This window comes from Rhodococcus parequi (genome assembly GCF_046042785.1).
In the GTDB taxonomy this organism is placed as follows: Bacteria; Actinomycetota; Actinomycetes; order Mycobacteriales; family Mycobacteriaceae; genus Prescottella; species Prescottella parequi.
In genome coordinates, this window is record NZ_JBDLNV010000002.1 from 407,383 (window position 1) to 431,584 (window position 24,202).

At 68.5% G+C, this 24,202-nt stretch carries 21 protein-coding genes; 9 read left to right on the top strand and 12 right to left on the bottom strand.

The annotated features are described in order from the left end of the window. Window positions 1–240: 240 nt before the first annotated feature. Window positions 241–816: a MarR family winged helix-turn-helix transcriptional regulator gene (locus tag ABEU20_RS06030; protein ID WP_420163492.1), complete on the bottom strand. Its 576-nt coding sequence runs from the start codon at window positions 814–816 to the stop codon at window positions 241–243. 256 nt (window positions 817–1,072) lie between these two features. On the opposite strand from ABEU20_RS06030, the gene ABEU20_RS06035 reads away from it, so the two are divergent. The 4 genes from ABEU20_RS06035 to ABEU20_RS06050 all read left to right on the top strand — a co-directional run bounded on the left by ABEU20_RS06035 (window position 1,073) and on the right by ABEU20_RS06050 (window position 6,770). Then, entirely contained in the window at window positions 1,073–1,756 is a 684-nt protein-coding gene (locus tag ABEU20_RS06035) for an IclR family transcriptional regulator (RefSeq protein WP_420163493.1), read from the top strand. Between the two features lie 423 nt (window positions 1,757–2,179). Further along, on the top strand, window positions 2,180–4,486 hold the full coding sequence (locus ABEU20_RS06040; RefSeq protein ID WP_420163494.1) for a cytochrome P450/oxidoreductase: 2,307 nt from the start codon (window positions 2,180–2,182) through the stop codon (window positions 4,484–4,486). Window positions 4,487–4,530: 44 nt separating this feature from the next. After that, entirely contained in the window at window positions 4,531–5,880 is a 1,350-nt protein-coding gene (locus tag ABEU20_RS06045; protein ID WP_420163495.1) for an MFS transporter, read from the top strand. 128 nt (window positions 5,881–6,008) lie between these two features. Further along, window positions 6,009–6,770, top strand: coding sequence for an alpha/beta fold hydrolase (locus tag ABEU20_RS06050; RefSeq protein ID WP_420163496.1), 762 nt, complete (start codon window positions 6,009–6,011; stop codon window positions 6,768–6,770). A gap of 90 nt (window positions 6,771–6,860) precedes the next feature. On the opposite strand, the gene ABEU20_RS06055 is transcribed toward ABEU20_RS06050, so the two are convergent. From ABEU20_RS06055 to ABEU20_RS06080, 6 genes are all read right to left on the bottom strand, one after another. Then, window positions 6,861–7,349, bottom strand: coding sequence for a nuclear transport factor 2 family protein (locus tag ABEU20_RS06055; protein ID WP_420163497.1), 489 nt, complete (start codon window positions 7,347–7,349; stop codon window positions 6,861–6,863). A 66-nt stretch (window positions 7,350–7,415) separates the two neighbouring features. Then, complete coding sequence (locus tag ABEU20_RS06060; RefSeq protein ID WP_420163498.1) at window positions 7,416–8,705, bottom strand: MFS transporter; 1,290 nt, start codon at window positions 8,703–8,705, stop codon at window positions 7,416–7,418. A gap of 108 nt (window positions 8,706–8,813) precedes the next feature. After that, window positions 8,814–10,274, bottom strand: a complete 1,461-nt coding sequence (locus tag ABEU20_RS06065) for an FAD-dependent oxidoreductase (protein ID WP_420163499.1) — start codon at window positions 10,272–10,274, stop codon at window positions 8,814–8,816. Continuing rightward, on the bottom strand, window positions 10,271–11,083 hold the full coding sequence (locus ABEU20_RS06070; protein WP_420163500.1) for an SDR family NAD(P)-dependent oxidoreductase: 813 nt from the start codon (window positions 11,081–11,083) through the stop codon (window positions 10,271–10,273). The genes ABEU20_RS06065 and ABEU20_RS06070 overlap by 4 nt, the downstream gene beginning before the upstream one ends. Beyond that, window positions 11,076–11,912, bottom strand: coding sequence for an SDR family NAD(P)-dependent oxidoreductase (locus ABEU20_RS06075; RefSeq protein ID WP_420163501.1), 837 nt, complete (start codon window positions 11,910–11,912; stop codon window positions 11,076–11,078). Before ABEU20_RS06075 ends, ABEU20_RS06070 begins: the two co-directional genes overlap by 8 nt. A 71-nt stretch (window positions 11,913–11,983) precedes the next feature. Continuing rightward, window positions 11,984–12,433 (bottom strand): nuclear transport factor 2 family protein, encoded by a 450-nt coding sequence (locus ABEU20_RS06080; protein ID WP_420163502.1) that lies wholly within the window; start codon window positions 12,431–12,433, stop codon window positions 11,984–11,986. A gap of 137 nt (window positions 12,434–12,570) precedes the next feature. On the opposite strand from ABEU20_RS06080, the gene ABEU20_RS06085 reads away from it, so the two are divergent. Further along, the gene (locus ABEU20_RS06085) at window positions 12,571–13,311 is read left to right on the top strand and encodes an IclR family transcriptional regulator (protein ID WP_420163503.1); all 741 of its coding nucleotides are present in this window, start codon (window positions 12,571–12,573) and stop codon (window positions 13,309–13,311) included. Between the two features lie 10 nt (window positions 13,312–13,321). Here the strand turns inward: ABEU20_RS06085 and ABEU20_RS06090 are convergent, their stop codons facing one another. After that, a complete protein-coding gene (locus tag ABEU20_RS06090) occupies window positions 13,322–13,798 on the bottom strand; it encodes a hypothetical protein (protein WP_420163504.1) in 477 nt (158 codons plus the stop codon). A 206-nt stretch (window positions 13,799–14,004) separates the two neighbouring features. On the opposite strand from ABEU20_RS06090, the gene ABEU20_RS06095 reads away from it, so the two are divergent. From ABEU20_RS06095 to ABEU20_RS06105, 3 genes are read left to right on the top strand one after another with little or no spacing between them, the layout of a single operon-like run. After that, on the top strand, window positions 14,005–14,652 hold the full coding sequence (locus ABEU20_RS06095; protein ID WP_420163505.1) for a DUF998 domain-containing protein: 648 nt from the start codon (window positions 14,005–14,007) through the stop codon (window positions 14,650–14,652). Between the two features lie 42 nt (window positions 14,653–14,694). Continuing rightward, entirely contained in the window at window positions 14,695–15,063 is a 369-nt protein-coding gene (locus ABEU20_RS06100; RefSeq protein WP_081122279.1) for a YciI family protein, read from the top strand. Continuing rightward, window positions 15,063–16,346: an RNA polymerase sigma factor gene (locus ABEU20_RS06105; protein ID WP_420163506.1), complete on the top strand. Its 1,284-nt coding sequence runs from the start codon at window positions 15,063–15,065 to the stop codon at window positions 16,344–16,346. Before ABEU20_RS06100 ends, ABEU20_RS06105 begins: the two co-directional genes overlap by 1 nt. 22 nt (window positions 16,347–16,368) lie before the next feature. Here the strand turns inward: ABEU20_RS06105 and ABEU20_RS06110 are convergent, their stop codons facing one another. From ABEU20_RS06110 to ABEU20_RS06125, 4 genes are all read right to left on the bottom strand, one after another. Then, window positions 16,369–17,586, bottom strand: a complete 1,218-nt coding sequence (locus ABEU20_RS06110) for an MFS transporter (RefSeq protein ID WP_420163507.1) — start codon at window positions 17,584–17,586, stop codon at window positions 16,369–16,371. After that, window positions 17,579–19,495 carry an FAD-dependent monooxygenase gene (locus tag ABEU20_RS06115; protein ID WP_420163508.1) on the bottom strand — a complete coding sequence of 639 codons (1,917 nt, stop codon included), beginning with the start codon at window positions 19,493–19,495 and terminating at the stop codon, window positions 17,579–17,581. Before ABEU20_RS06115 ends, ABEU20_RS06110 begins: the two co-directional genes overlap by 8 nt. Before the next feature lie 4 nt (window positions 19,496–19,499). Then, entirely contained in the window at window positions 19,500–20,825 is a 1,326-nt protein-coding gene (locus ABEU20_RS06120; RefSeq protein ID WP_420163509.1) for an MFS transporter, read from the bottom strand. A 254-nt stretch (window positions 20,826–21,079) separates the two neighbouring features. Continuing rightward, the gene (locus ABEU20_RS06125; RefSeq protein WP_420163510.1) at window positions 21,080–22,027 is read right to left on the bottom strand and encodes a LysR substrate-binding domain-containing protein; all 948 of its coding nucleotides are present in this window, start codon (window positions 22,025–22,027) and stop codon (window positions 21,080–21,082) included. Between the two features lie 114 nt (window positions 22,028–22,141). Here ABEU20_RS06125 and ABEU20_RS06130 point away from each other — a divergent pair, with 114 nt between their 5' ends. Beyond that, window positions 22,142–24,091, top strand: coding sequence for an acyl-CoA dehydrogenase family protein (locus ABEU20_RS06130; protein ID WP_420163511.1), 1,950 nt, complete (start codon window positions 22,142–22,144; stop codon window positions 24,089–24,091). Window positions 24,092–24,202 lie beyond the last annotated feature (111 nt).

Consider the following 24,202-nt stretch of genomic DNA (forward strand, 5'->3'; position numbering starts at 1 on the left):
GGCCGCCGATCCCTGTCGAGGTTAGTAAACAGATTAACTAGTTTCGCGGCGTGAGCGCAACCACACGGGCGGTCTCGCCTTCCCCACCCCCGCGTTGTGCGCACTTAGCGCGGATTCGCGCCACCCAGAACCGCGTTCTGCGCACTTGGCGCGCAGGGAAGGACCCCCGGGTGCGCGAGAAGTGCGCACAACGCGGGAAGGGCAGGAAAGGAACGAAGGGGCAGCGCCGGACGGGCAGCGTCAGTTGCGGCCGCGGACGTCGAACTGGCTGCGGTTGGTGATCAGCTTGTCGAGCAGCATGACGAGAATGTGCTGCTCAGCCTCGGTGAGCACGCTGGCCCACGCGTACTCGCGCTCGTTGTGCTCGCGATAGGTCGCGGCCATCTCGGCCCGCCCCTGCTCGGTGAGCGACAACTGCACCGACCGGCCGTCGTGCGCGTCGGGCGAGCGTTCGAGCAGACCGCTCGCGACCAGCGTTTTCGCAAGATTGGAGACGGCAGCGCGGCTCATACCGGTGAGCTTCGCCGCGCTCTTCGGTTCGATGGGCCCGGCCAGCCACGTGACGAACATCAGGCGGAAGGCCGACCACGACAGCCCGCGGGGCCGGTGCACGGACGATTCCAGGTCGTAGGTGACGACGTTCGCTGCCCGGTTGAGGGTCAGTAAAACCTGCGTAGCCAATTGATGAGTGGACCCGAACTCCGTGCTCAGACGCGTATTGGCAAGGTCGATGAAGGACCAGAAGTCGAGCGAGCCGGGAGCCGGCGTCGTCGAACCCTCCGCCGCCCGCGCGCTGCGCCCCTCGTCGCCGTTCATTCGGCCACCCTATCGCGGCACCGCAGCGGCTCGCGCTGCTCGAAATGTCCTACTGACTCCACCGAATTAGTATATCTATTAACTAGTTGCCCCCGTGTGTATGCCGTCGTGGTCGGTCCGGCGAATCTTCGCGACACCCGCTCGGGCCAGTGCGGCAACAGGTTGTCCATACGCAGCCTAAAGTCTGTACAAAGAACCCAGACCAGCGAAAGCGGCGCCCACACCCGGGCGCGACGACCCCCCGAACAGGATGAACATGAGCACACTGCAGACCCTCGATCGCGGGCTGCGTGCACTCGACGTCGTCGCACAGTCCGCAGCCGGCATCTCGGTGGCCGACCTCGCCCGCGAACTCGATGTGCACCGTGCCATCTGCTACCGGATCGTCGCCACGCTCGAGGCGCACGGGCTCGTCGCCCGCACGTCCGACGGCCGCATCCGCCTGGGCGTGGGCGCCGCCGTCCTCGCATCCCGGTTCGAGCCGCAGTTCGCGAGCGACGTCCAGCCGCTGCTCCACTCGCTCGCCAACGAGACCCGCGCGACCGCGTTCATCTCCGCAGCTCAGGGGCAGAACTGTGTCGTGATCATGGTGGCCGAGCCCGAGGCGACGCTGCTGCGGGTCGGCTACCGCGTCGGCAGCAGCCATCCCCTCGATCGCGGCGCCGCCGGAATCGCGATCCTCGCGATGCGCCCCGAGAAGCCGAGCGACTCCGACGAGGTCTGCCAGGCGCGGATCGACGGATTCAGCCTCACCCGCGGACAGCTCGAGCACGGTGCGGTCGGCATCGCTACGGGGATCTGCCTGCCCGACGGCGTGGGCGCCACCACCGGACTCGAACGCAGTATCGGAGTCGTCGCGATCGACGGTCTCGACACCGACCGAGCCGCCGACGCGGTCCAGCGCACCGCCCGCCACATCGAGCGCCTCATCACCGTCTGACACCACTCGCCCGACGCCGGCCCCAGCGGCACCCGCATCTCGCAGGTGCCGCTTCTCGCGTTTTGCGCACTTAGCGCGAAGATCCCCGGGCTCGAACGCGCGATAAGTGCGCAAATCGCGAGGGGACGGGACACCGGACGGCGATAAGTGCGCGAAACGCGAGGGGACGGGACACCGGACGCGCGATAAGTGCGCAAAACGCGAGGGGACGGGACGCGCAGGTCCGCCGAAACACGGTGCCCGGGCGCGTATTCGGCCAGTTCGGGCCGCGCAGTTACAGACCACTTACGTCGTTATCGGGGCCGCACTTGACCGCGATTGTGACCGCACTTACTCTGTGCGGAGTTCGCTCACCGCTACAGGTTGTGCGTTATTAGTAACTTCGCAGTTCGAGCGAGTTTCAGACCAACGGAGATACAAGTCATGAGCGCGTGCCCGATCGATCACAAGGCCCTGCAGACCACGGGCTGCCCGGTTTCCGCGAATGCCGCCGCCTTCGATCCCTTCACCGGCCCGTACCAGGTGGACCCCGCAGCGTCGCTGCGCTGGTCGCGCGACGAGGAGCCGGTGTTCTTCAGCCCGGAACTCGGCTACTGGGTGGTCACCCGATACGAGGACGTCAAGGCCGTCTTCCGCGACAACATCCTGTTCTCGCCGTCGATCGCCCTCGAGAAGATCACCCCCGTCTCGGAGGAGGCGACGGCGACGCTCGCGAAGTACGACTATGCGATGGCGCGCACCATGGTGAACGAGGACGAGCCCGCGCACATGCCGCGCCGCCGCGTGCTGATGGATCCGTTCACCCCCAAGGAACTGGTCCACCACGAGCCGATGGTCCGACGACTCACCCGCGAGTACGTCGACCGCTTCGTCGAGACCGGCCGGGCCGACCTGGTCGACGAGATGCTGTGGGAGGTCCCGCTCACCGTCGCACTGCACTTCCTCGGCGTGCCCGAGGAGGACATGGACGAGCTGCGCAGCTACTCGATCGCGCACACCGTCAACACGTGGGGCCGGCCCGCCGTCGAGGAGCAGGTCGCGGTCGCCGAGGCCGTCGGTAAGTTCTGGCAGTACGCCGGCAAGGTGCTCGACAAGATGCGCAAGGATCCCTCCGGCCACGGCTGGATGCCCTTCGGCATCCGCGTCCAGCAGGAGCAGCCCGACGTCGTCACCGACTCGTACCTGCACTCGATGATGATGGCGGGAATCGTTGCAGCACACGAGACCACGGCCAACGCGTCGGCCAACGCCTTCCGCCTGCTGCTCGAGAACCGCAGCGTGTGGGAGGAGATCTGCGCCGACCCGAGCCTGATCCCCAACGCCGTCGAGGAGTGCCTGCGCCATTCCGGTTCGGTCGCCGCGTGGCGCCGCCTCGCCACCGACGACACCACCATCGGCGGCGTCGACATCCCGAAGGGCGCGAAGCTGCTGATCGTGACGTCGTCGGCCAACCACGACGAGCGGCACTTCGACAACGCCGACGACTTCGACATCCGCCGCGAGAACTCGAGCGATCACCTGACGTTCGGCTACGGCAGCCACCAGTGCATGGGCAAGAACCTGGCCCGCATGGAGATGCAGATCTTCCTCGAGGAGTTCACCAAGCGCCTCCCGCACATGGAGCTGGTCCCGGACCAGGAGTTCACCTACCTGCCCAACACGTCGTTCCGCGGTCCGGATCACGTTCTGGTGCAGTGGGACCCGGCGAAGAACCCGGAGCGTGCCGACCCGTCGATCCTCGACGACCGGCAGCCGGTGAAGATCGGTGAGCCGTCGAAGACCAACATCTCGCGCACCGTCTCGGTCGAGGCGATCACCCCGGCCGCCGACGGCGTCGTGCGTGTACGGCTGTCGGATCCGTCGGGCAAGCCGCTGCCGAAGTGGACGCCGGGCTCGCACGTGGACGTCGAGCTGGGGGACCTGTCCCGGCAGTACTCGCTGTGCAGCAACCCGAACGATCTGTCGCACTACGAGATCGCAGTTCTCGAGGAGCCCGAGAGCCGCGGCGGATCGCGCTACGTGCACCGCACCCTGCAGACCGGACACACCCTGAAGATGCGCGGCCCGCGCAACCACTTCAAGCTCGACCCGGACGCGCAGCGCTACATCTTCGTGGCGGGCGGCATCGGCATCACCCCGGTGATCGCGATGGCCGACCACGCGAAGGCCACCGGCAAGGACTACGAGATCCACTACTGCGGACGTGATGTCGCGACGATGGCGCTGCTCGACCGGCTCACCGCGGACCACGGCGACAAGGTGGAGATCCACTCGAGCGCCGCGGGCAACCGCCTCGACATCCCGACGCTGCTGGCGACGCCGGCCCCCGGTACCCAGATCTACTCGTGCGGCCCGGAGCGACTGCTCACCGCGCTCGAGGAGGCCACCGCACACTGGCCCGAGGACTCGCTGCACGTCGAGCACTTCACCTCGAACCTGGCCACCCTCGACCCGGCCAACGAGCACGCGTTCGAACTCGAACTGCGCGACTCCGGCCTGACGATCCAGGTCGCCGCCGACCAGACCGTGCTCGACGCCCTGCGCGCGTCGAACATCGACATCCAGAGCGACTGCGAGGAGGGGCTGTGCGGATCCTGCGAAGCCCCCGTCCTCGACGGCGAGGTGGACCACCGCGACATGGTGCTCACCAAGACCGAACGGGCTCAGAACAAGTCGATGATGACCTGCTGCTCGCGCGCGTGCGGCAAGAAGCTCAGCCTCGCACTCTGATCCCCCCTCCCCCAGAATCTCTCCAGCACCCGAAAGGATCCGTCATGGGATCTCCGACCGTCACCGGGGCCGCCGTGCCGCCGGGCTCGGCCACCACCGACCAGCCGCCGAAGTCCAGCTTCAAGCGCGTCCTCACCGGCAGCATGGCCGGCGCCGTGCTCGAGTGGTACGACTTCGCGATCTACGGCATCCTCGCCGCGACCGTGCTCGGTCCGCTGTTCTTCCCCGGTGACGACGGTGTCGCGAAGCTGCTGCTGGCCCTCGCCACGCAGGGCCTCGGCTTCATTGCCCGCCCGTTGGGCGGCATCGTGTTCGGGCATCTGGGCGACAAGTTCGGCCGCAAGCCGATGCTGGTCACCACGTTCATCCTGCTGGGCACCGCGACGGCCGCGATCGGCCTGCTGCCGACGTACGACCAGATCGGCATCTGGGCGACGGTCGCGCTGGTGGTGCTGCGCATGATCCAGGGCTTCGCGCTCGGCGGCGAGTTCGGTGCCGCGGTGCTGCTGGTCAGCGAGTACGGCGAGCCGAAGAAGCGCGGCTTCTGGGCGTCGTGGCCGCAGGCCGGTGCCCCGATGGGCACGGTGCTGGCGACCGTCATCGTCTCGGTCCTCGGCCTCTTCCTCACCGACGACGCGTTCGACCAGTGGGGCTGGCGTGTGGCCTTCCTGTTCGCGATCCCGCTGCTGATCGTCGGCTTCTGGGTGCGCCGCGGCGTCGAGGAGTCCCCGGTCTTCAAGGCCGCACAGGAACAGGCCGCGAAGGCACCTGCGACGCAGGAACGTTCGTCGATCCTCGAGGCACTGAGCCGCCCGCGCGCCGTTCTGATCGGCCTGGGCATGCGTCTCGGCGAGAACATCGCGTTCTACGTGTACACGGTCTTCGTCATCGCGTACGCCACCACGTACTTCGATTTCCACCGCGGCGACATCATCCTGGCCGTGACGTTCGCGTCGCTGTTCCAGTTCGTCGGCATGATCGGCGGCGGCGCGTGGTCGGACCGCATCGGGCGTAAGAAGGCGATGCTCGTGCCCGCGATCATCCTCGTGGTGTGGGCGCCGGTGTTCTTCTGGCTGGTCCAGCTCGAGAGCCTGCCGATGCTGTGGCTCGGCGTGTGCGTGGGCGCGTTCTTCCACGGCATGCTCGCCGGCCCGGAGGCCGCGTGGATCACCGAACTGTTCCCGACCCGCTACCGCTACGCCGGTTCGTCGCTGGTGTTCCAGGGCTCGTCGATCATCGCCGGTGCCCCGGCCCCGTTCATCGCGGTCTGGCTGATCGAGAACTTCGGTGTCGGCACGGTCGTCGGCTACCTGGTGGTGACGATGGCGATCACGGTGGTGGCGCTGCTGCTCAGCCGCGAGACCAAGGGAGTCGACCTCGACGAGGTCGCGTGACCGTGACCGCCGGGTCGGCGAATCCGACCTGACGACCGGGCCCCGGTCCGACCTCCCGCGTGGGGTCGGGCCGGGGCCCGACTCGTTCGGCATACTCGACGACGGCAGTTACAGACAGGAGACTACGAATGACCATCGCACACAAGCTCGTCGGTCAGGGACCGGTGAAGGTGATCGGGCTGCACGGCTGGTTCGGCACGTCCGAGGGCTGGGGCATGCTCCCGGAACTCGTCGACACCGACGCCTACACGTACGCGCTCATCGACTACCGGGGCTACGGTGCCCGCAAGGACGAGGCCGGCGAGTACACGCTCGAGGAGATCTCGGCGGACACCCTGGCCCTCGCCGACGAGCTGGGCTGGGACCGCTTCGCCCTGGTCGGTCATTCGATGGGTGGCGCGGCCGCGCTGCGCGTGCTGGCCGACGCCCCCGAGCGGGTCACCGCGGTCATCGGTATCTCGCCGGTGCCCGCCTCGGGTGTCCCGTTCGACGCGGACAGCCAGGCGCTGTTCTCGGGCGCGGAGAACGAGGACGGCAACCGCTACGCGATTCTCGACTTCACGACCGGCAACCGGCAGTCGGCCACGTGGCTGAAGCAGATGACCCAGTTCTCCGTGGACCACACCACGCGGCCGGCGTTCGGCGCGTACCTGCGTGCGTGGGGCGGGGCCGACTTCGTCGACGCGCTGCCGCAGACGTCGATCCCGGTCAAGGCCATCGTCGGCGAGCACGATCCGGCGCTGGGCGCCGAGACGATGAAGGCAACGTGGATGGCGCAGCTGCCGCAGTGCCAGCTCGACGTCCTCGCGAACGCCGGCCACTACGCGATGTTCGAGGCACCGGTCGCGCTGATCACCAGCATCGAGGCCGTGCTCTCCGAGCTGAAGTGAGCTGATCCGAGCTGACACCACGACAGCGCCGGTACCCCGCAGACTTCGGTACCGGCGCTGTTGCCTTCGTGGGCCCGGAGGTATTGCCGGTCAGGGCTTCCCGGTGAACACCGGGTCCTCGAAGGAGCGACGGGATCGTACCCAGGAGGGGGACAGGGCGTCCACGATCTCGTCGGTCACGGACTCGTCGAACACGACGATGCGGTCCGCGATGCGCCACTGCCCGTCGCGCCGTTCGAACCGATCGACGTAACGGCACTTGACGGTGGCCCGCGACTGCGGCCCGCCCGGAACCTGCGGCGCCTGCCGCAGGTAGCACAGGCAGTACGACTCGACGTTCGCCGTGTCGCCGTCGAGGTCGATCAGCACGTTGGTCACGTAGTGCAGCGACGAGTCGATGGTGGCGTGCCGGGACTTCATGTCCTCGATCAGGCCGTCGACGGTGCCGATGTAGCCGCCGTGGTTGTCGATCGCGTCGGGGAAGTAGCAGTCGGCGACGCGGTCGAAGTCCTTGCGGTCCACCGCCCGCGCGTAGCGGTACAGGACCTCGGTGATCTCCTGCTTGTCGATGAGCGACATGCGCTCTCCTCTCGTGACGAACGGGCCCTGCCGGTGTCGCCACCGGCAGGGCCCGACGGGGACGGACTAGTCGACGCGGAGCTCGATGCCCTTGGTCTCCTTGACGAAGAAGATCGCACCGAGGGTGAGCAGCGCACAGAACACGAAGTAGAACGCCGGTGCCAGGTTGTTGCCGGTGATGTCGATCAGCCACGTCGCGATGAACGGGGCCGTACCACCGAGCGCCATGTTGGTGATGTTGTTGCCCAGGGCCAGGCCGCTGTAGCGGACCGACGCCTTGAGCATCTCGACGTACGTCACGTACGACGCACCGTTGACCACCGACACCGCGATGAACAGGACCGACTGGCCGACGACCGCCTGCCAGATGCTGCCGCCCGCCATGAGCATGAACATCGGGACGCCCAGGACGACCGCGGCGACGGTACCGGTGAACAGCACGGGCTTGCGGCCGTAGCGGTCGGCCAGGTAGCCGGCGATCGGCAGCGTGATGACACCGAGGACCAGGGCCAGCGAGGTGGACAGGAAGGCGACGGTGGACGACTGGCCGCCGGCCTTCTGCAGGTACGTCGCCGCGTACACCGAGGCGATGTAGTAGCCGCCGGTGATGAGCGCGCCGAGGAAGATGATCTTCACCAGCGCGGGACCGGAGCTGGTGAGCAGCTCCTTGACCGGGACCTTCGCGGTCTCGCCCTTGTCCTCGAGCTCCTTGAACTGCGGAGTGTCCTCCATGTGGTTACGGATCCAGATGCCGACGACGCCGATGACGACGGACAGCAGGAACGGGATGCGCCACGCCCACGACATGATCTGGTCGTGCGTGAACACCGAGGTCAGCGCCAGTGCGGTCAGCGATGCCACGAGCGAACCGAGGTAGGTACCCGAGTTGACCATCGAGGTCTGGAACGCGCGCCACTTGGCCGGAGCGGACTCCGACACGAACGCGTTGGCGCCACCCAGCTCGCCGCCGGCCGCGAAGCCCTGCAGGCAGCGGGCCAGCACCAGGATCGCGGTCGCCCACACGCCGAGCGTGACGTACGTGGGCATCATGCCCATCGCCGCCGTCGCGACGACCATCAGCAGAATCGTCCAGGACAGGGCGTTCTTGCGGCCGTACTTGTCGCCGATGTGGCCGAAGAAGATGCCACCGGGCACCCGGAGGAAGAACGCGACCGCGAACGTCGCGAACGTGCCGAGCAGGGCGGCGGTGTCGTTCTCCGAGACGAAGAACAGCGACGCGATGATGGTCGCCATGTAGCCGTAGATACCGAAGTCGTAGTACTCGACGACGGTGCCGACGATGGCCGCACGCACCACCTTGACGGTGGACTGCTTCGGCTGGGTCTCTGTCTGCACGGGATCCGGTCCTCGGGCGGGCTCGGGGTTACGAACCGCGGGCTCCACAATATCGTTCGTTGGCATGGATGGTCCTTTGTAAGTGTCTGGTGCGCAACACGCTCGGTGTCAGATTCCTGCAGTTGTCAGTGCCGTCGACGTCGTCGACTCGCCGCGTGCGGTGCGGGCGGCGTTCATTCCGGCGATCCGGCCCATCGTGAGGGCGTTCGCCACGGCGTTGCCGCCGCCCACGTACCGGAGGCCGAGGATGCCGGCCCCGGCCTCGCCGGCGGCGAAGAGTCCGTCGACCGGACGACCGGTCCGATCCAGAACGGATGCGTTGCTGTCGATCTCGACGCCCGCGTGCGTGCAGACGAGTTCGGCGGGCAGCAACCGGGCCGCGTAGAACGGGCCCTGGTCGATCGGGTCCGGGTTGGCGGTGGACCCCTTGTTCGAGAGGGTGCGATGACGCAGGAAGTCGTCGTCGACACCGTTCGGGAGTTGATCGTTCCAGCGCGTGACGGCCGCCTCGAGAGCATCGGCGGGCACGCCCATCGCGCCGGCGAGTTCCGTGAGCGAGTCCGCTCGGAGCGTACGCCCGGATTCGGCTTCTTCGAGAATCCGCTCCGGAGCCCAATCAGTATAGCCCACAGGAAGATTCAGTCTAGCCCTTTCGTCGAACACCACCCAGGCGCCGCCCTGCTGGGCGTCGATGATCCCGGTGGAGACCGCGTACGACGCGTCCTCGTCCATGAACCGACGGCCGCCGCCGTTGACGTAGATCCGCGACTTGGGCGGGAACCCCGACTGCCAGTGGTGGAACCGCTGGAAGTAGGCGGTGGGGAGCATCAGACCCCAGCCCTCGCCGGTGACCGCGGCGTCGACCTGCTCACCGAAGGCGAGGTGGTCGCCCTGGCTGCCCTCGGCGGCCACGACGAACAGCGAGTCGCCGCCGCGGTTCGCGAACGGGTACAGCCGGTCGACCAGATCCTTGTTCTGCGCGAACCCGCCGCTGGCGATCACCACCGCCGACGCGCGGACCTCGATGTCGTCGGCGACGACGCCGACGACGCGGCCGTCCTCGACGAGCAGCGACTGCACGCGGGTGTTCATGACGACCTCGACGCCCCGGTCCCGGCGAGCCTTGTCGAGCACCTGGACCAGCCCGTAGCCCTGGTCCTTGGGTACGTGACCGCGCCAGACGTCCTCGACGCCGGCTTGGGCCAGGCCCGGCATGTGCGCATTGGCGGACTCGCGGGCCGGAATCTCCACACCCAGGCCGATGAGCCACTCCAGCGTGGGGCCGGCGTTCTCACAGAACGCACGGACCAGCCCGGGCTTGAGCATCCAGTGGTTGAGGTCCATGTAATGCTGGAAGAACTTCTCGGCGGTGTCCTCGATCCCGAGACCGCGCTGGACGCTGGTGCCGGCGGCGGTGAACAGGCCCGCCGACAGCTGCGTCGAGCCGCCCAGTTCGGTCTGCGACTCGAACAGCAGCACCGATGCGCCCTGCTCGGCCGCGGACACCGCGGCCGCGAGTCCCGCTCCGCCGCCGCCGATCACGACGACGTCCCAGTTGTCTTCACTCATGAGAGGACACCTCCCGTTTCGGCGAGGATGCGGTGGTACAGCCCGTTGGACACCAGGCCGCCGTCGACCGTCACCTCACTGCCGTTCATGTACGTGGACCGGTCGGACAGCAGGAACAGCACCGCGTCGGTGATCTCGTCGACGGTGCCCATGCGTCCGGCCGGAATGCTCTCCAGCGAGGCCTTGACGAAGGCGTCCGCTCCCCCGACGAGAGCGGTGCCGACCAGCCCGGGATGCACGGAGTTCACCCGGATGCCCCACTGCGCGAACTGCCCGGCCGCCGACTTCGACAGCCCGGTCAGTCCCCACTTGCTCGATGCGTAGGCCGGCGAGAAGTAGCCGACCTGGCCGGAGATCGACGAGATGTTCACGATCGATCCGCCGCCGCTCTCGCGCATCAGCGGTGCGGCGGCCTTCATCCCGTAGAACGGGCCGAACAGGTTGATCCGCATGGTCAGTTCCCAGACGTCGTCCGGGGTGTCCATGAACTCACGTCGACGGCTGATGCCGGCGTTGTTGACCAGACCACCGAGTTCGCCCTTGATGGAACGGATCTCGTCGATCACCCGGGTCCACGCGGCGGAGTCCGCGACGTCGAGTTCGTGTGCCGACGCACTGCCCCCGGCAGCCTCGATCTCGGCGATGACCGCGGACGTGTCCGCGACGTCGGCGACGCACACGTGCACGCCCTGCGCGGCGAGCGCCTTCGCATGGCCCGCGCCCATACCGCCGGCGGCACCGGTGACGAGGACGACGTTCGGGAAAGTCTCAGGAGCGGAGCTTGCGGAACGACCCATCGACTCAGACATGGCGCGAACCACCGTCGACGGCGATGGAGTGGCCGGTGACGTAGCGGGCGCTGTCCGAGAGCAGGAACAGCAGCGGCCCGAAGACCTCCTCGGGCGAGCCGAGGCGGTGCAGCGGCACCACGTTCAGTGCATGCTCGAGGGCGGCGGGATCCTCGCGGACCCAACGGGTCATCTCGGTGTCGATGTAGCCGGGAGCGATGGCGTTGACGCGGATCCCCTTGTCGCCCAGTTCGACAGCGAGCGACTCGGTGAGGTGTGCGACGGCCGCCTTGGACGTGCAGTACGCGCCGCGTCCACGGCGGATGCGCAGCGCCGACACCGACGACATGTTCACGATCGCACCACCGGGCGACATGTGACGGGACGCGGCCTGTGCGCCGAACAGCACACCCTCGACGTTGACGTCGAGGACAGCAGCGATCTGCTCGGGGGAGATCTCGTCGACGAGCGCGAACGGGAAGATGCCCGCGTTGTTGATCCAGAAGTCGATGCGGCCGAACTCCTTCAGCGCGGTCTGCGCGAGGGCCTCGTGCTCGGCAGCCTCGGTGACGTCGATGCGGGCACCGACGACGCGGCCGGGCGTCTCGGCGACCGAGTTCGCCGCGAGCGCGGTGTTGATCTCGTCCGCGGTGGCCGTCATCTGCGCTTCGTTGATGTCGGCACCCACGACGTTGACGCCGCGGGTGGCGAGACCGGCCGCGAAGGCCGCGCCCATGCCCTGGGCGGCGCCGGTGACGACGGCGACCTTGCCGGCCATCTCCGGGTACAGCGCGGTCATCAGGGATGCATCGGTGCGGCCGGGGTTCTGGGTGTCAGCGGTTTCGGTCATGATCGGGTGTTCCTCCAAAAACAAATGTTCTGCAAAAGGTTCGGGTTGCTCGTCTGCCGAGTCCCGAGGTGTCAGGACTGCGGGGCCTGATCGTCCCGGCGGACGGCGCGGCGCGCGATGAGCCACTGGCCGCCCTCTCGCACCACCCGGTCGGTGACGGTGGTGAACCGCACGAGGCGGGACTCCCCGCCGATCCGGGTCGCGACGATCTGCAGGTAGGCGTGGACCTCGAGCTCGTCGTCCCCGGTGCGTTCGACGGCGATGTTGGTGATCACGTGCCGGTGCGCCTCCCCCGCGACGGACGCGTTGGTGAAGAACGCGTCCGCGAACTCCGTCAGCGCGGCCGTTCCGACAACGGGGGCCGGGTAGCTGGGCGAGTGGAACTCACCGTCGGCCGTGAAGGTAGCCGCCCATCCGGCCGCGTGCCCCTCGTCGATGAGGTGGCTCTGCCGGCCGTACAGCTGGTGGATCTCCACGATCGCCACTGCGCCGACATGGGCGCGGCTCTCGATCCCTGTCATGAAGAACTCCTCGGTCACTCTCCGGTGCACCCCGATCGGGATTGCACCGCCCCGCCAATGTGTGCGATAATCGAACGCATAGTGCGATTAAGAAGAAGCGTAGGTGTCTCGCCTCACACGCGTCAAGGGAGGGATCCATGGCATCGGTCGGTTCCGATGATCAGATGAACGAAAGTCCTGGGAGATCGAACGTCGTCCAGCTCGATTCGCGAATGTCGAAGACCCTGCACAACGGCCTCGAGATTCTCGAGTTGCTGACGCAGCACAAGTACGGGCTGACGATCACCGAGATCGGCGAGGGGATCGGGGTGCACCGCACGGTCGCGGATCGCCTGGTGCGAACACTCGAGGCGCACCGGCTGTGCCGGCGGACCGAGAGCAAGCGCATCCTGCTGGGCGCGGGACTGGTCACGCTGGCGGGCTCGGTAGAGCAGGACTTGCGCGAACTCGCGCGCCCGATCCTCGAGGACCTCGCGGATTCCGTGGAGGCCACCGCGCACCTCGCGGTGCGGGAGGGCGAGGACTCGGTGCGCGCGCTCATGGTGATCGAGCCGCGGAACTCGCGGGCGCACGTGGGGTTCAACGCCGGTCAGATCGACCCGATCAACCGCGGGTCGGCGGGGTTGGCGATGCTGGCGGCGCTACCGCCGCAGGAGGGCGAGCGCCCCGAGGTCACGCGCGCCCGCGAGCGCGGCTTCGCGGTGACCTCGGGGGAGGTGACTCACTCGGTCACGGGTATCTCGGCCACGCTGCCGAACCGTCGTCCCGCCGACCTGGTGAGCATCGGTGTCTCGGTGTTCGATTCGTCCGAGGAGCAGAAGCTGGGCGAGGCGGTCATGGCCGCGGCCCGGCGCCTGGGCGCGCTTCTGCTGCGCTGAGCTTCACCGATCACTCCACGATCGACGACCGTCGGCGCGTCATCGTCGAGGTGTACCCGCCGCCTCCCGGGTACACCCAGTCGCCGGTCATCGTTCGATCGCCGTCGTCGAAACGGCCCCTGAAGTACGCCGGGCTCCCCTGCGCGCCGGCCCAGATGGTGAGGACGTCGCCGTCGAGTTCGTAGACGTAGTCGAAGGTGTTGCCTGCCGAGTCGTAGAACCGGGAGACGATTTCGTCGCCGATCGGTTCTCCGAACGGATGCAGGTGTCCGATCACCTCGAATCCGGTGACGGGCTCGCCGTACTGCTCGAGCTCGACATGCTGGACGAGGAAGTGCCCGCCGGGCATCCACTCGTACCGCACGGTGCCCTCCGCTCCCCCGGTCACCGTCCACGTGCCGACGAGCCGGCCGAGGGCTCGAACCCGGTCGCTGGGCCGCGACGGATCGGTGTTGCCGATGTCGTTGCTGGTGGTGGTGTCGTTCATGGTGTGCTCCTTCTCCGGTTCGGAGCAGCGTCGCTGCGGCTGCTCTCGTGGAAACCTCGGAGCCGCGATCGCGTTCTCGACATCCGCGCAACGACGACTCCGAGAAGTCGTCGGTCCGTGATGTCGAAAGAAGAACCCCGGCTCCGTGGTGTCGGTGAAAGCCGTCCGGTTCCGGACGGCGGGCACCACGAGAACCGGAGGACACCATGGCCACCACCGCACTTCCCGAGCGGACCACGCACCGATCGGCCCGGCGAACTCGGCACCTGCTCACCGCCGCCGCGACCGCCGGACCGCTCTTCTACGTCTCGTCCACCGCGCAGGCACTGACCCGGGACGGCTTCGACCTCCGCGTCCACCCCCTCAGCCAGCTCGCGACCGGCGACCTCGGGTGGATTCAGGCGGTCACCTTCGTGCTGGCCGGGGTGGGGGTTCTCGGTCTCGCCCTCGCCCACCGCGGCGTCGTGGCAGACGGCACCGGCTCCCGCATCGTGCCGATGTTCCTCGGCATCTTCGGAATCGGATTCGTCGTCGCCGGGTGTTTCCCGATGGACCCGCAGAACGGATTCCCGATCGGGGCACCGGAAGGTGCGGTGGACATGTCGTGGCACGCCGTCGTCCACTCGGCGGCAGCCGCCCTGGCGTTCCTCGCACTCGCGGCGGCGTGCATCGCACTGATGGTCCGCGCGCTGCGCGCTCGACGCCGCTGGGCTGTGGTCGGCCACGGGGTCACCGCCGCGGTCCTGCTGCTGCCGGTGTCGCCTTCGGAGTCGAGCATCCAGGTCGCGGTGACCGGACTGGTCGCGTTCACGTGGGTCACGATGAATTCGCTCGGGCTGCGCCGTGGACTGTGAAACGCATAGGCTGCCAACGTAAACGAGCTACGGAGGAGAGCGATGAAGTTTCTGCTGCTGAGCTACACCCCCGCGGATTCCTGGGACGCCGACACCGCTGATGTCCCCAGCGACGACGCCCTGGCCGCGTTCGCCGCCTACCAGAAGTTCGAGGCCGAGCTTCGTGAATCGGGAGAGTTCGTCCTGAGCGAGGGCCTGGGCCACCCCGCGGTCTCGACCACCGTCCGGAAGACGGATGCGGGCGTCGTTGCCACGGACGGCCCCTTCGCCGAACTGAAGGAGGTGCTCGCAAGCTTCGCGATCATCGAATGCTCGAGCCTCGAGCGTGCACGCGACATCGTCGCGCGCATGGTCGAAGTCCTCGGCGAGCCGATGGAGATCCGGCCGATCATGGGCGACGACTTCGCTTGATGGAGCATTCGGCCCCCGCGGCACGAACCGGGGACCGGCGTATCGAGGACGTGCTGCGCACCGAAGCGCCGCACGTACTCGGCGCGCTGGTCCGCCGCTTCGGCAGGTTCGAACTCGCCGAGGACGCCGTGCAGGAGGCGTTGATCGCGGCGAGCACCACGTGGCGCGAGGGCACCGTCCCCGAGGAGCCCCGCAGCTGGCTGATCCGTGTCGGCTACCGGAAGATGGTCGATCTCGTCCGGTCCGAGCAGGCATCCCGTCGTCGCGAGGAGGAGGTCGCGTACAGCGATGCGGTGCTCGTCGAGCCCGATCGGACCGGGCCCCTCCTCCGCGATCGGGACGACAGCCTTCATCTGCTGTTGCTGTGCTGCCACCCGGCGCTGAGCGAAGCCTCCCAGGTCGCCCTGACACTTCGGGCCGTCGGCGGCCTGACCACGGCCGAGATCGCACACGCCTACGGCACCACCGAGGCAACGATGGGCACGCGGATCAGCAGGGCCAAACAGACGCTGAGGAAGGCCGGGGCCCGCTTCGAGATTCGGGCCGACGAGGCTGTCACACAGCGCAGTTCGGCTGTCATGCGGGTCCTCTACCTCATCTTCAACGAGGGTTACACCGCCACAGCAGGTGGCGAACTCACCCGGGCCGATCTGACCAAGGAGGCGATACGGCTGACGCGGATGCTGCGCCGTCACTTCCCCGACGACCCGGAGGCGGCCGGGCTCCTCGCGCTGATGCTGTTGACGGAGGCGCGCCGATCCGCCCGCACCGACCCCGGAGAGGACCTCGTTCCCCTCACCGAGCAGGACCGTGCCCGGTGGGACCGGAACCTGACCGAGGAGGGGCGGCAGCTGATCGAACGGGCCTGGGCGCGAGATCGGGTGGGCCCGTATCAGCTGCAGGCTGCCGTCGCCGCGACGCACGCGCAGGCGGAGACCGCCGCCGAGACGGATTGGCCGCAGATCGCCGCGCTCTATCTGTGGCTCGAGCGGCTGCAGCCCACCGCACCCGTCCGGCTCAGCAGGGTCGTCGCTGTCGCGCACGCCTTCGGGCCACGTCGCGGCGTCGCGCTGCTCGACGAGTTCGATCGCGTCCACCGGCTCACCGACGATCCCCTCGTCGCACAACGCGCTCGTGCCGTCCGGGCACATCTCCTGGACCAGCTCGGCGACACCACCCGCGCCCGGGAACAGTTCCTCGCGGCCGCCGAGCTCACCGGCAACGACATCGAGCGTCGCTACCTGCTGCGTCGCGCCGGCGAACACCACTCCGAGCACAGCTGAACGATCGTCACTCGCCGTCCGGTCAGCGAGACTCCCTGGCTCGCAAGCCGAGTCCGGCCGCGAGGCACGCCACGGCGGTGGTCGTGAGCACCAGCGGGCTCATGGACCAGCCCCCGACGTGGGTGGCGACGAACGCGACGGCCGGCGGTCCCACGATCGACCCGAGGTTCGACATCTGCACCACCAGCCCGTTGACGGGGCCGATCTCGCGCGGTCCGCGGGCGGCGCTGGGCACGGCCGCGAACACGGCGGCCGGCAGCAGCCCGCCGAGCAGCGCGAAAGCGATTGCGCCGCCGTAGGACAGGCCGAACGGCGCCCACCCCGCGTAGACGAGGACGGCGGCGAGACCCATCGAGGTCGCTGCGACTGCGACGAGCGTGCCGGGAAGCACGCCCCGGTGCAGCAGGATCCCCGCACCGACGTTACCGACGATGTTGCCGAAGACGACCAGCGCGGTGAGGATCGCGGCCGAGCTGTCGGCCCAGCCTCCGGCCGCGTACATCGTGGGCAGGAACCCGATGACCGCGAGGTACTGCAGCGAGTAGGTGCCGAAGGCGACGGCGATCAGTACTGCGGCCGGATTGCGCCACACGGGAGCTCGTTTCGCGCCGGCCGACGCAGCCGGGACCCCAGCCACACGAGGCACCACCGCCACCACCAGCGCCGCGCACGCGAGCAGCAGACCGGCGTTGGCCGCCCACAACCCGCGCCAGCCGATGGCGCCGATCACCCACGGGCCCAGCAGGATCGCCGCGAACTGCCCGAGCGGCATGTAGATGCCCCACAGGCCGAGCGCCAAGCGGCGGTGACGATCCCCCGCCGCCGCCGTGATGGTCGCGGGCGCGGCTACGGCGACACCCATGAAGCCGAGTCCCTCGAGGACCCGGGAGACCAGCAGGGCGGGCGTTCCGGGACCGATCGCACCGAGTCCGGCACCGGCCGCGAGGACGATCAATGCCAGGGCCAGCATCCGGCGACGGCCCCACTTGTCGACGAATCCGCCTGCGGCGCTGCCCAGCAGCGCTCCCACGAACGTATACGACGACAGCAGGACCCCCGACGCGGTCAGGCTCATGCCGAGGTCGTCGCGGACCGTGGGCAGCGCGACGATGACCTTGCCGACCTGGCTCGCGGCCAGGACCCCGGACAGCAACGCGACGGCCACCACCGGCCACGAAGACGAATCCAGCGCCGCCGGCTGCTGCCGGACGGCGCTGGATTCGGAGACCTGCTCAGCCACCGATGGTGGCGTCCACGTTCCGGTCGGCCGGGACGGTCAGCGACGGATCGGCGGCGGCCGCGATGGCCTCCTCGAATTCCCGCTGCCCCACCTGCGAACCGAGCACGAGCGCGAGGCGCGCGAGGAAGCCCTCGCGGTCGTTCTCGCCGACCTGGTCGAGGGCGTCGGACAGGCCCATCCACACGTTCTCGCGCCGCAGCTCGTCCGGGTCGATGGCCGGTCCGCTGTCCACGGCCGCGCTGGCACCGGCCGGGGCGTCGCCCAGGCTCAGGTGGCGGGCGACGTCCTCGATGCGTCCGACACCGTCGATGCGGCACAGCAGCAGGCCGTCGGGGCGGATCACGAAGACCTCGCCGTCGCGGGCACCGAGCGCGGCCATGATTCCGCCGTCGGCGTCGGGCACGACGGAGACCGAAGCCTCGGACGTGTCGCTACCGATCAGGATGGCGCGCACCGACTCCGGAGCCAGCGCACCGCCGAGAGTGGCTGCCGCGGCGGCCAGCGCGGGAGCGTCGACCTTCACGCCGAGCACCGCGAAACCGGTGCCGCGCAACGTGTTGAGCGACGTCTCGGTGCCGTCGGCGGTCACGACGCGACGGTCGTCGACCGGGTCACCGGCGGCGACGCCCACGACGTCGGCCGGGGTGGGCCACGTGAGCGGCGAGATCCGCGCGTTGGTGGCACTGGACTGACGCGGGTTGATGAGGTGTCCGAACTCGGGGCGGTTGACGGCCAGCGCGAGGATCGCGTCACGGGTCGTCAGGTAGCCGTGACTGCCGGGCGACATGATGAGCGTGCTCTTGCCGGCGTTCGCGACGTTCTGTCGCCATGCGTCGTGGCGCTCCACCGAGTACGCCTGCAGGATCTTCTCGTCGGCGTTGCCCTGGATCACCGCGGCCAGCTGCCACGCCAGGGTCTCGGCGTCCTCCATGCCCGAATTCAGGCCGCGGACACCGAAGATCGGCACCAGGTGGGCGGCGTCACCGGCGAACAGCAGCCGTCCGTGGGTGAAGTCCTCGAGCGCGAGGGCGCGGGCGCTGTAGAAGCCGTGCCACTCGAGAGTCCACGGCAGGTCGTTCTGCAGCCACTCCAGGTGCCGCGTGATGCGGTCCCGGATGCGGTCCTCCTGCGTCTCGATCTCGGCGTCCTCGAACGGGTCGAGCTGGTAGTCGATGCGCCAGATGTTCTTGGGCTGCTTGTGCATGATGATCGTCGAACCGGGGTTGCTCGGCGGATCGAACCAGACCATGCGCTCGGCCGGCAGTTCCGACTCCCAGTGGATGTCGGCGATGACGTAGCGGCCGTCGTAGTTGTTGCCCTGCAGACGCAGCCCGGCCAGCTCGCGCATGCGGCTGCGGCCACCGTCGGCGGCCACGACCCAGCGAGCGCGCAGATGGCGCTTGCCGTCGGCGCAGTCGACCTCGAGGGTGACCTCGTCGTCGGCGCGCAGCACGCCCGCGATGCTCGCCGACCAGTGCAGCGTGATGAGCGGGTTCGCCTCGATCGTGTCGACCATGATCTGCTCGAACTCCGACTGGGAGACGTTGATCATGGGCGGGCGCACGTCGTGGTCGGCGTTGCGCATCTGGAAGTGCAGGACCTGCTGGTCACGGTAGAAGCTGCGGCCACCGACCCACGGCAGCACGATCTTCTCGAGCTCGGCGCCGAAGCCGAGGCGCGCGGCGGCCTCGAGGCTGTGGCGGGAGATGCAGATCGCGCGGCTGCCGAACGACACCTGGTCGGCGGCCTCGATGATCGTGACGGGGATCCCGCGCTGCGCGAGGCCGAGTGCGACGGCCATGCCGACGGGGCCGGCGCCGACGATGACGACGGGCAGCGTCTCGTCGGTAGCCGCCATCGAATCGAAGGCCGAGGCCGGGTATTTCTTGGGCTGGTAGTAGGTCGACACTGACTTACTCCGCTTCCTGCTCGATCGGACGGGAGGACGTGGTACCGGGAACCTTCAGCACGAGGATGCTGGCGAGGCTGATCAACGCGATCAGCACGAAGTAGCCGGTGATGGCGAGCGACGTCTCGAAGCTCGCGTACAGCGCGGTGGCGATGATGGGCGCGAGGCCGCCGCCGAGGATGGCGCCGATCTGGTAGCCGAGCGAGGCACCCGAGTAGCGGATCGCCGGCGGGAACAGCTCGGCGAACAGCGCGGACTGCGGGCCGGCACAGCAGCCGAGGGTGAAGCCGAGGCCGATCATCGCGAGGACCATGACGGGCAGGACGGCGGTGTCCATGAGCGGGAAGAACACGGCGGCGGCGATCACGAGGGCGATCGAGCTGCGGACGTAGACGGGACGACGTCCCATGGTGTCGGACTTCCACGCACTGAACGCCATGCCGGCCATCCAGAACGGGCACGACCCGATGAGCAGGAACAGCATCGTGGTCTTGCTGAAGCCGAGTTCCTTCTCGCCGTACTTGAGGACGTAGACCATGTACGCGTAGGCGATGCCGTTGGTGGCGATGAACGTGCCACCGGCGAGCAGGACGGTCTTCCAGTGCTTGGTGAGGACCTCCATGATCGGCAGCTTGTTCGGCTGCTCGTGATCCTTGGACTCCTTGAACTCGCTGCTCTCCTCGAGCCCGAGCCGGATCCACATCGCGACCAGCACCAGGACGGCGCTGAGCAGGAACGGGATACGCCAGCCCCACGCCTTGAACGTCTCGTCGCTCATGAACGCGGTCAGCGGCAGGTACACGAGGTTCGCGACCAGGACGCCCGCCGGGACACCGATCTGGGGTGCCGCCCCGTAGAGACCCTTGCGGCCCTCGGGTGCGTTCTCGGTGGCGACGAGCACCGCGCCGCCCCATTCGCCGCCGACACCGAGGCCCTGGATGAAGCGCAGCGTCACCAGCAGGATCGGGGCGAACACGCCGATCGCGTCGTAGTTGGGGAGCACGCCGATGCCGACCGTCGCGAAGCCCATGAGCAGCAGCGAGATGACGAGCATCGACTTGCGGCCGACGCGGTCACCGAAGTGGCCCATGACGACGCCGCCGATGGGGCGCGCGATGAAGCCGACCGCGAGGGTCGCGAAGGATGCCAGGGTGCCGGCGAGGTCCGAGGAGTTCGGGAAGAACTGGTGACCGAGAACGAGCGCGGCGGCCGTGCCGTAGATGAAGAAGTCGTACCACTCGATCGCGGTGCCGACGAAGCTGCCCAGCGCGGCCTTGCGGGCCTTGCGGTGCAACTCCTGCGGCGGAGCCGCAGCCATGGTTGCCGTCATGGTTCGGGTGCCTTTCAACTCTGGAGGCGCGCAGGGAAGAAACCCACCTGCACGCGTGCCGACGAAGCGGCCTGCAGGACATCTTGACCTGGATCACATCGTGTGAAAAGCGCAAGAAAGCGAGGTGAATACGCAGAAATTCTGGGGTTTGCCGGTCGGAGGGGGCACACGCCCGGGTAGCGGACTCGCCGCCTCGAATCCTGCCCTGTTCCGGACCGATTGTCCCGTGTGAGAGTGGCTACACCCGTGCCCTCTCAGTGGGCTGCGACATCCACTGCGACCTCGTCGGACTCCCCGTCCACGGCGAAGTCGACGAAGGCGCGGGCGGTTCGGCTGAGGAGTGCGTCCTGCGACCAGGCGAGCAGGATGTCGACCTCCGGCACCGGCGGCTCCACCTCCGGCCGGACGACGACGCCGAGCCCCTCGTACGTGACGTCGAGCTGCGGCCGCTGGATCAGCAGCGTCCAGCCGAAACCGCGGCCGACGAGTGCGCGGGCGGTCTCGAAGTTCTTGGGACGAAACCGCACGTGCGGTGTGAATCCGGCTCGGCTGCACATCTGCAGGGCATGGAAGGAACTGGGCGGGGCGTCGAGCAGCACCATCGGTTCGTCGGCGAGCTCGGCTAGCTCGACGACCGGCGCGTCGGCGAGGCGGTGGTCGGCGGGCAGCAGGATCGCGGGCTGCCGGGTGTCCATCCGGGCCCGCCGCAGTTCCGGCGACAGGTCGAGGTCGTAGACGATCGCGAGGTCCAGCTCGCCCGACATCAGTCGCTGCTCGAGCCGATCCTGGGTGTCCTCGACGAAGTCGACCGTGACCTTCGGGTGCAGCTGGTTGAAGTCGTACAGCAGCCGCGGCAGCAACGTCGGTCCCAGCGACGAGTAGCAACCGATCGCGAGCGGACCGGTGAGCACGCCCTCGGCACCGGACGCCTCCGCGGCCAGGTCGCCGGCCTGCTCGAGCAGCGCCTTGGCGCGGCTCAGCACCCGTTCGCCGGTGGGGGTGAGCTGCACTCCGTGCGCCCGACGGCGCACACACAGCTGCGACTTGAGTCCGCGTTCGAGTTCGGTGATCGCGAGGGAGACCGCCGACTGCGAGACGTGCAGCCGGTCGGCCGCGGCCCGGATGGTGCCGGTCTCGGCAACGGCGACGAAAACGAACAGCTGACGCATCGTGTACGCCGGTGGCCTTGCCGAGCTGACCATGGTTACCTCCGGGCATCGATTCTCGCACGGGTTCCACAAACCCCGATCGAGGGGAATACTCGCCAGTAGGTTCTTCACTAGGTCCTTCGATCGCTCTCGTCGAGGAGGCGGATCATGGTGGCACCGACCCAGGTGACGGAAGAACAGGCCCGCGAGGTCGCCGAGGAGGCCCGGGAGAGCGGCTGGGACAAGCCGTCCTTCGCCAAGGAGCTGTTCCTCGGACGTTTCCCGCTCGACCTCGTCCATCCCTTCCCCCGGCCCGACGCCGACGAGGCGGCGCGCACCGGCGCGTTCGTCGCCGAACTCGAGCGCTACTGCCGAGGGCTGGACGGGTCGGTGATCGAGCGGGACGCCCGTATCCCCGACGACTACGTCGCCGGGCTGGCCGAACTCGGGTGCTTCGGCCTCAAGGTTCCGATCGAGTACGGCGGGCTCGGGCTGTCCCAGGTCGCCTACAACCGGGCGCTCATGGTGGTGTCGTCGGTGCACCCGAGCCTCGGTGCGTTGCTGTCAGCCCACCAGTCCATCGGCGTGCCGGAACCGCTGAAGCTTGCCGGCACCGTCGAGCAGAAGCAGAGGTTCCTGCCGCGCTGCGCGAAGGGCGCGATCTCGGCGTTCCTGCTCACCGAGCCCGACGTCGGATCCGACCCGGCCCGGCTCGCGTCCACCGCGACCCCCACCGAGGACGGCTCCGCCTACATCCTCGACGGCGTCAAACTCTGGACCACCAACGGCGTCGTGGCCGAGTTGCTGGTGGTGATGGCGCGGGTACCGCGCAGGGAGGGCAAGCGCGGCGGGATCAGCGCATTCGTGGTCGAGGCCGACTCCCCCGGCATCACCGTCGAGCGCCGCAACGCCTTCATGGGCCTGCGCGGGATCGAGAACGGCGTCACCCGGTTGAATCGGGTGCGAGTTCCCGCCGAGAACCTCGTCGGGCGCGAGGGCGACGGTCTCAAGATCGCGCTGACCACCCTCAACGCCGGGAGGCTGGCGATACCCGCGATGTGCGCGGCGGCCGGCAAATGGGCACTCAAGATCGCGCGCGAGTGGTCGGCCGAGCGGGTGCAGTGGGGCCGGCCCGTCGGTGAGCACGGCGCGGTCGAGGCCAAGATCTCGTTCATCGCGGCCACCACGTACGCGCTCGAGGCGGTGCTCGAGCTGACCGGACGGATGGCCGACGAGGGACGCAACGACATCCGCATCGAGGCCGCGCTGGCCAAGCTGTGGTCGAGTGAGATGGCGTGGCAGATCGCCGACGACCTCGTACAGATCCGCGGCGGACGCGGTTACGAGACGGCCGCGTCGCTCGCGGCGCGTGGTGAGCGCGCGGTGCCCGTGGAGCAGCTGCTGCGCGATCTGCGGATCAACCGCATCTTCGAGGGTTCGAGCGAGATCATGCGCCTGCTGATCGCGCGCGAGGCCGTCGACGCGCACCTGGCCGCCGCCGGCGACCTGGCCGATCCCGAGGCCGACCTGCAGCACAAGGCGAAGGCCGCCCTCGGCGCCAGCGGATTCTATGCCCGGTGGCTGCCCCACCTGGTCTCCGGCAAGGGCCAGCTGCCCACCTCGTACGGCGAGTTCGGTTCGCTGGCAACGCATCTACGGTTCGTCGAACGGAATGCGCGCAAGCTCGCGCGCTCCACGTTCTACGGTATGGCGCGCTGGCAGGCCGGGATGGAGAAGCACCAGTCGTTCCTCGGGCGCGTGGTCGACATCGGTGCCGAGCTGTTCGCGATGTCGGCGGCCTGCGTGCGTGCGGACATGGAGCGCGCCGAGGACCCGGTGCGCGGCACGGCCGCCGTCGACCTCGCCGACGCGTTCTGCCGGCAGGCGAGGCTGCGGATCGATGGCCTTTTCGGGGCGCTCTGGGAGAACACCGACGACACCGACCACCGGATCTCCCGCGGCGTCCTGAGCGGCGAGTACACGTGGCTCGAGGACGGGGTTTTCGACCCGTCGGAGGGCACCGGGCCATGGATCGCGCCGTGGGCACCCGGTCCATCGACGGAGGAGAACGTGGCACGCCGCTTCCCGACCACGACGGCCGAGGGGGCTACGACCTGACGGACGGTCGATCCCGTCCGGCACCACACCGGTTCACCCGATGACTTTCGACCCCGCGCCGGGTCTGTCTGTGCAAGAGCCGCTTCTGCGGGCAGTGCACTGGCCGGGCGG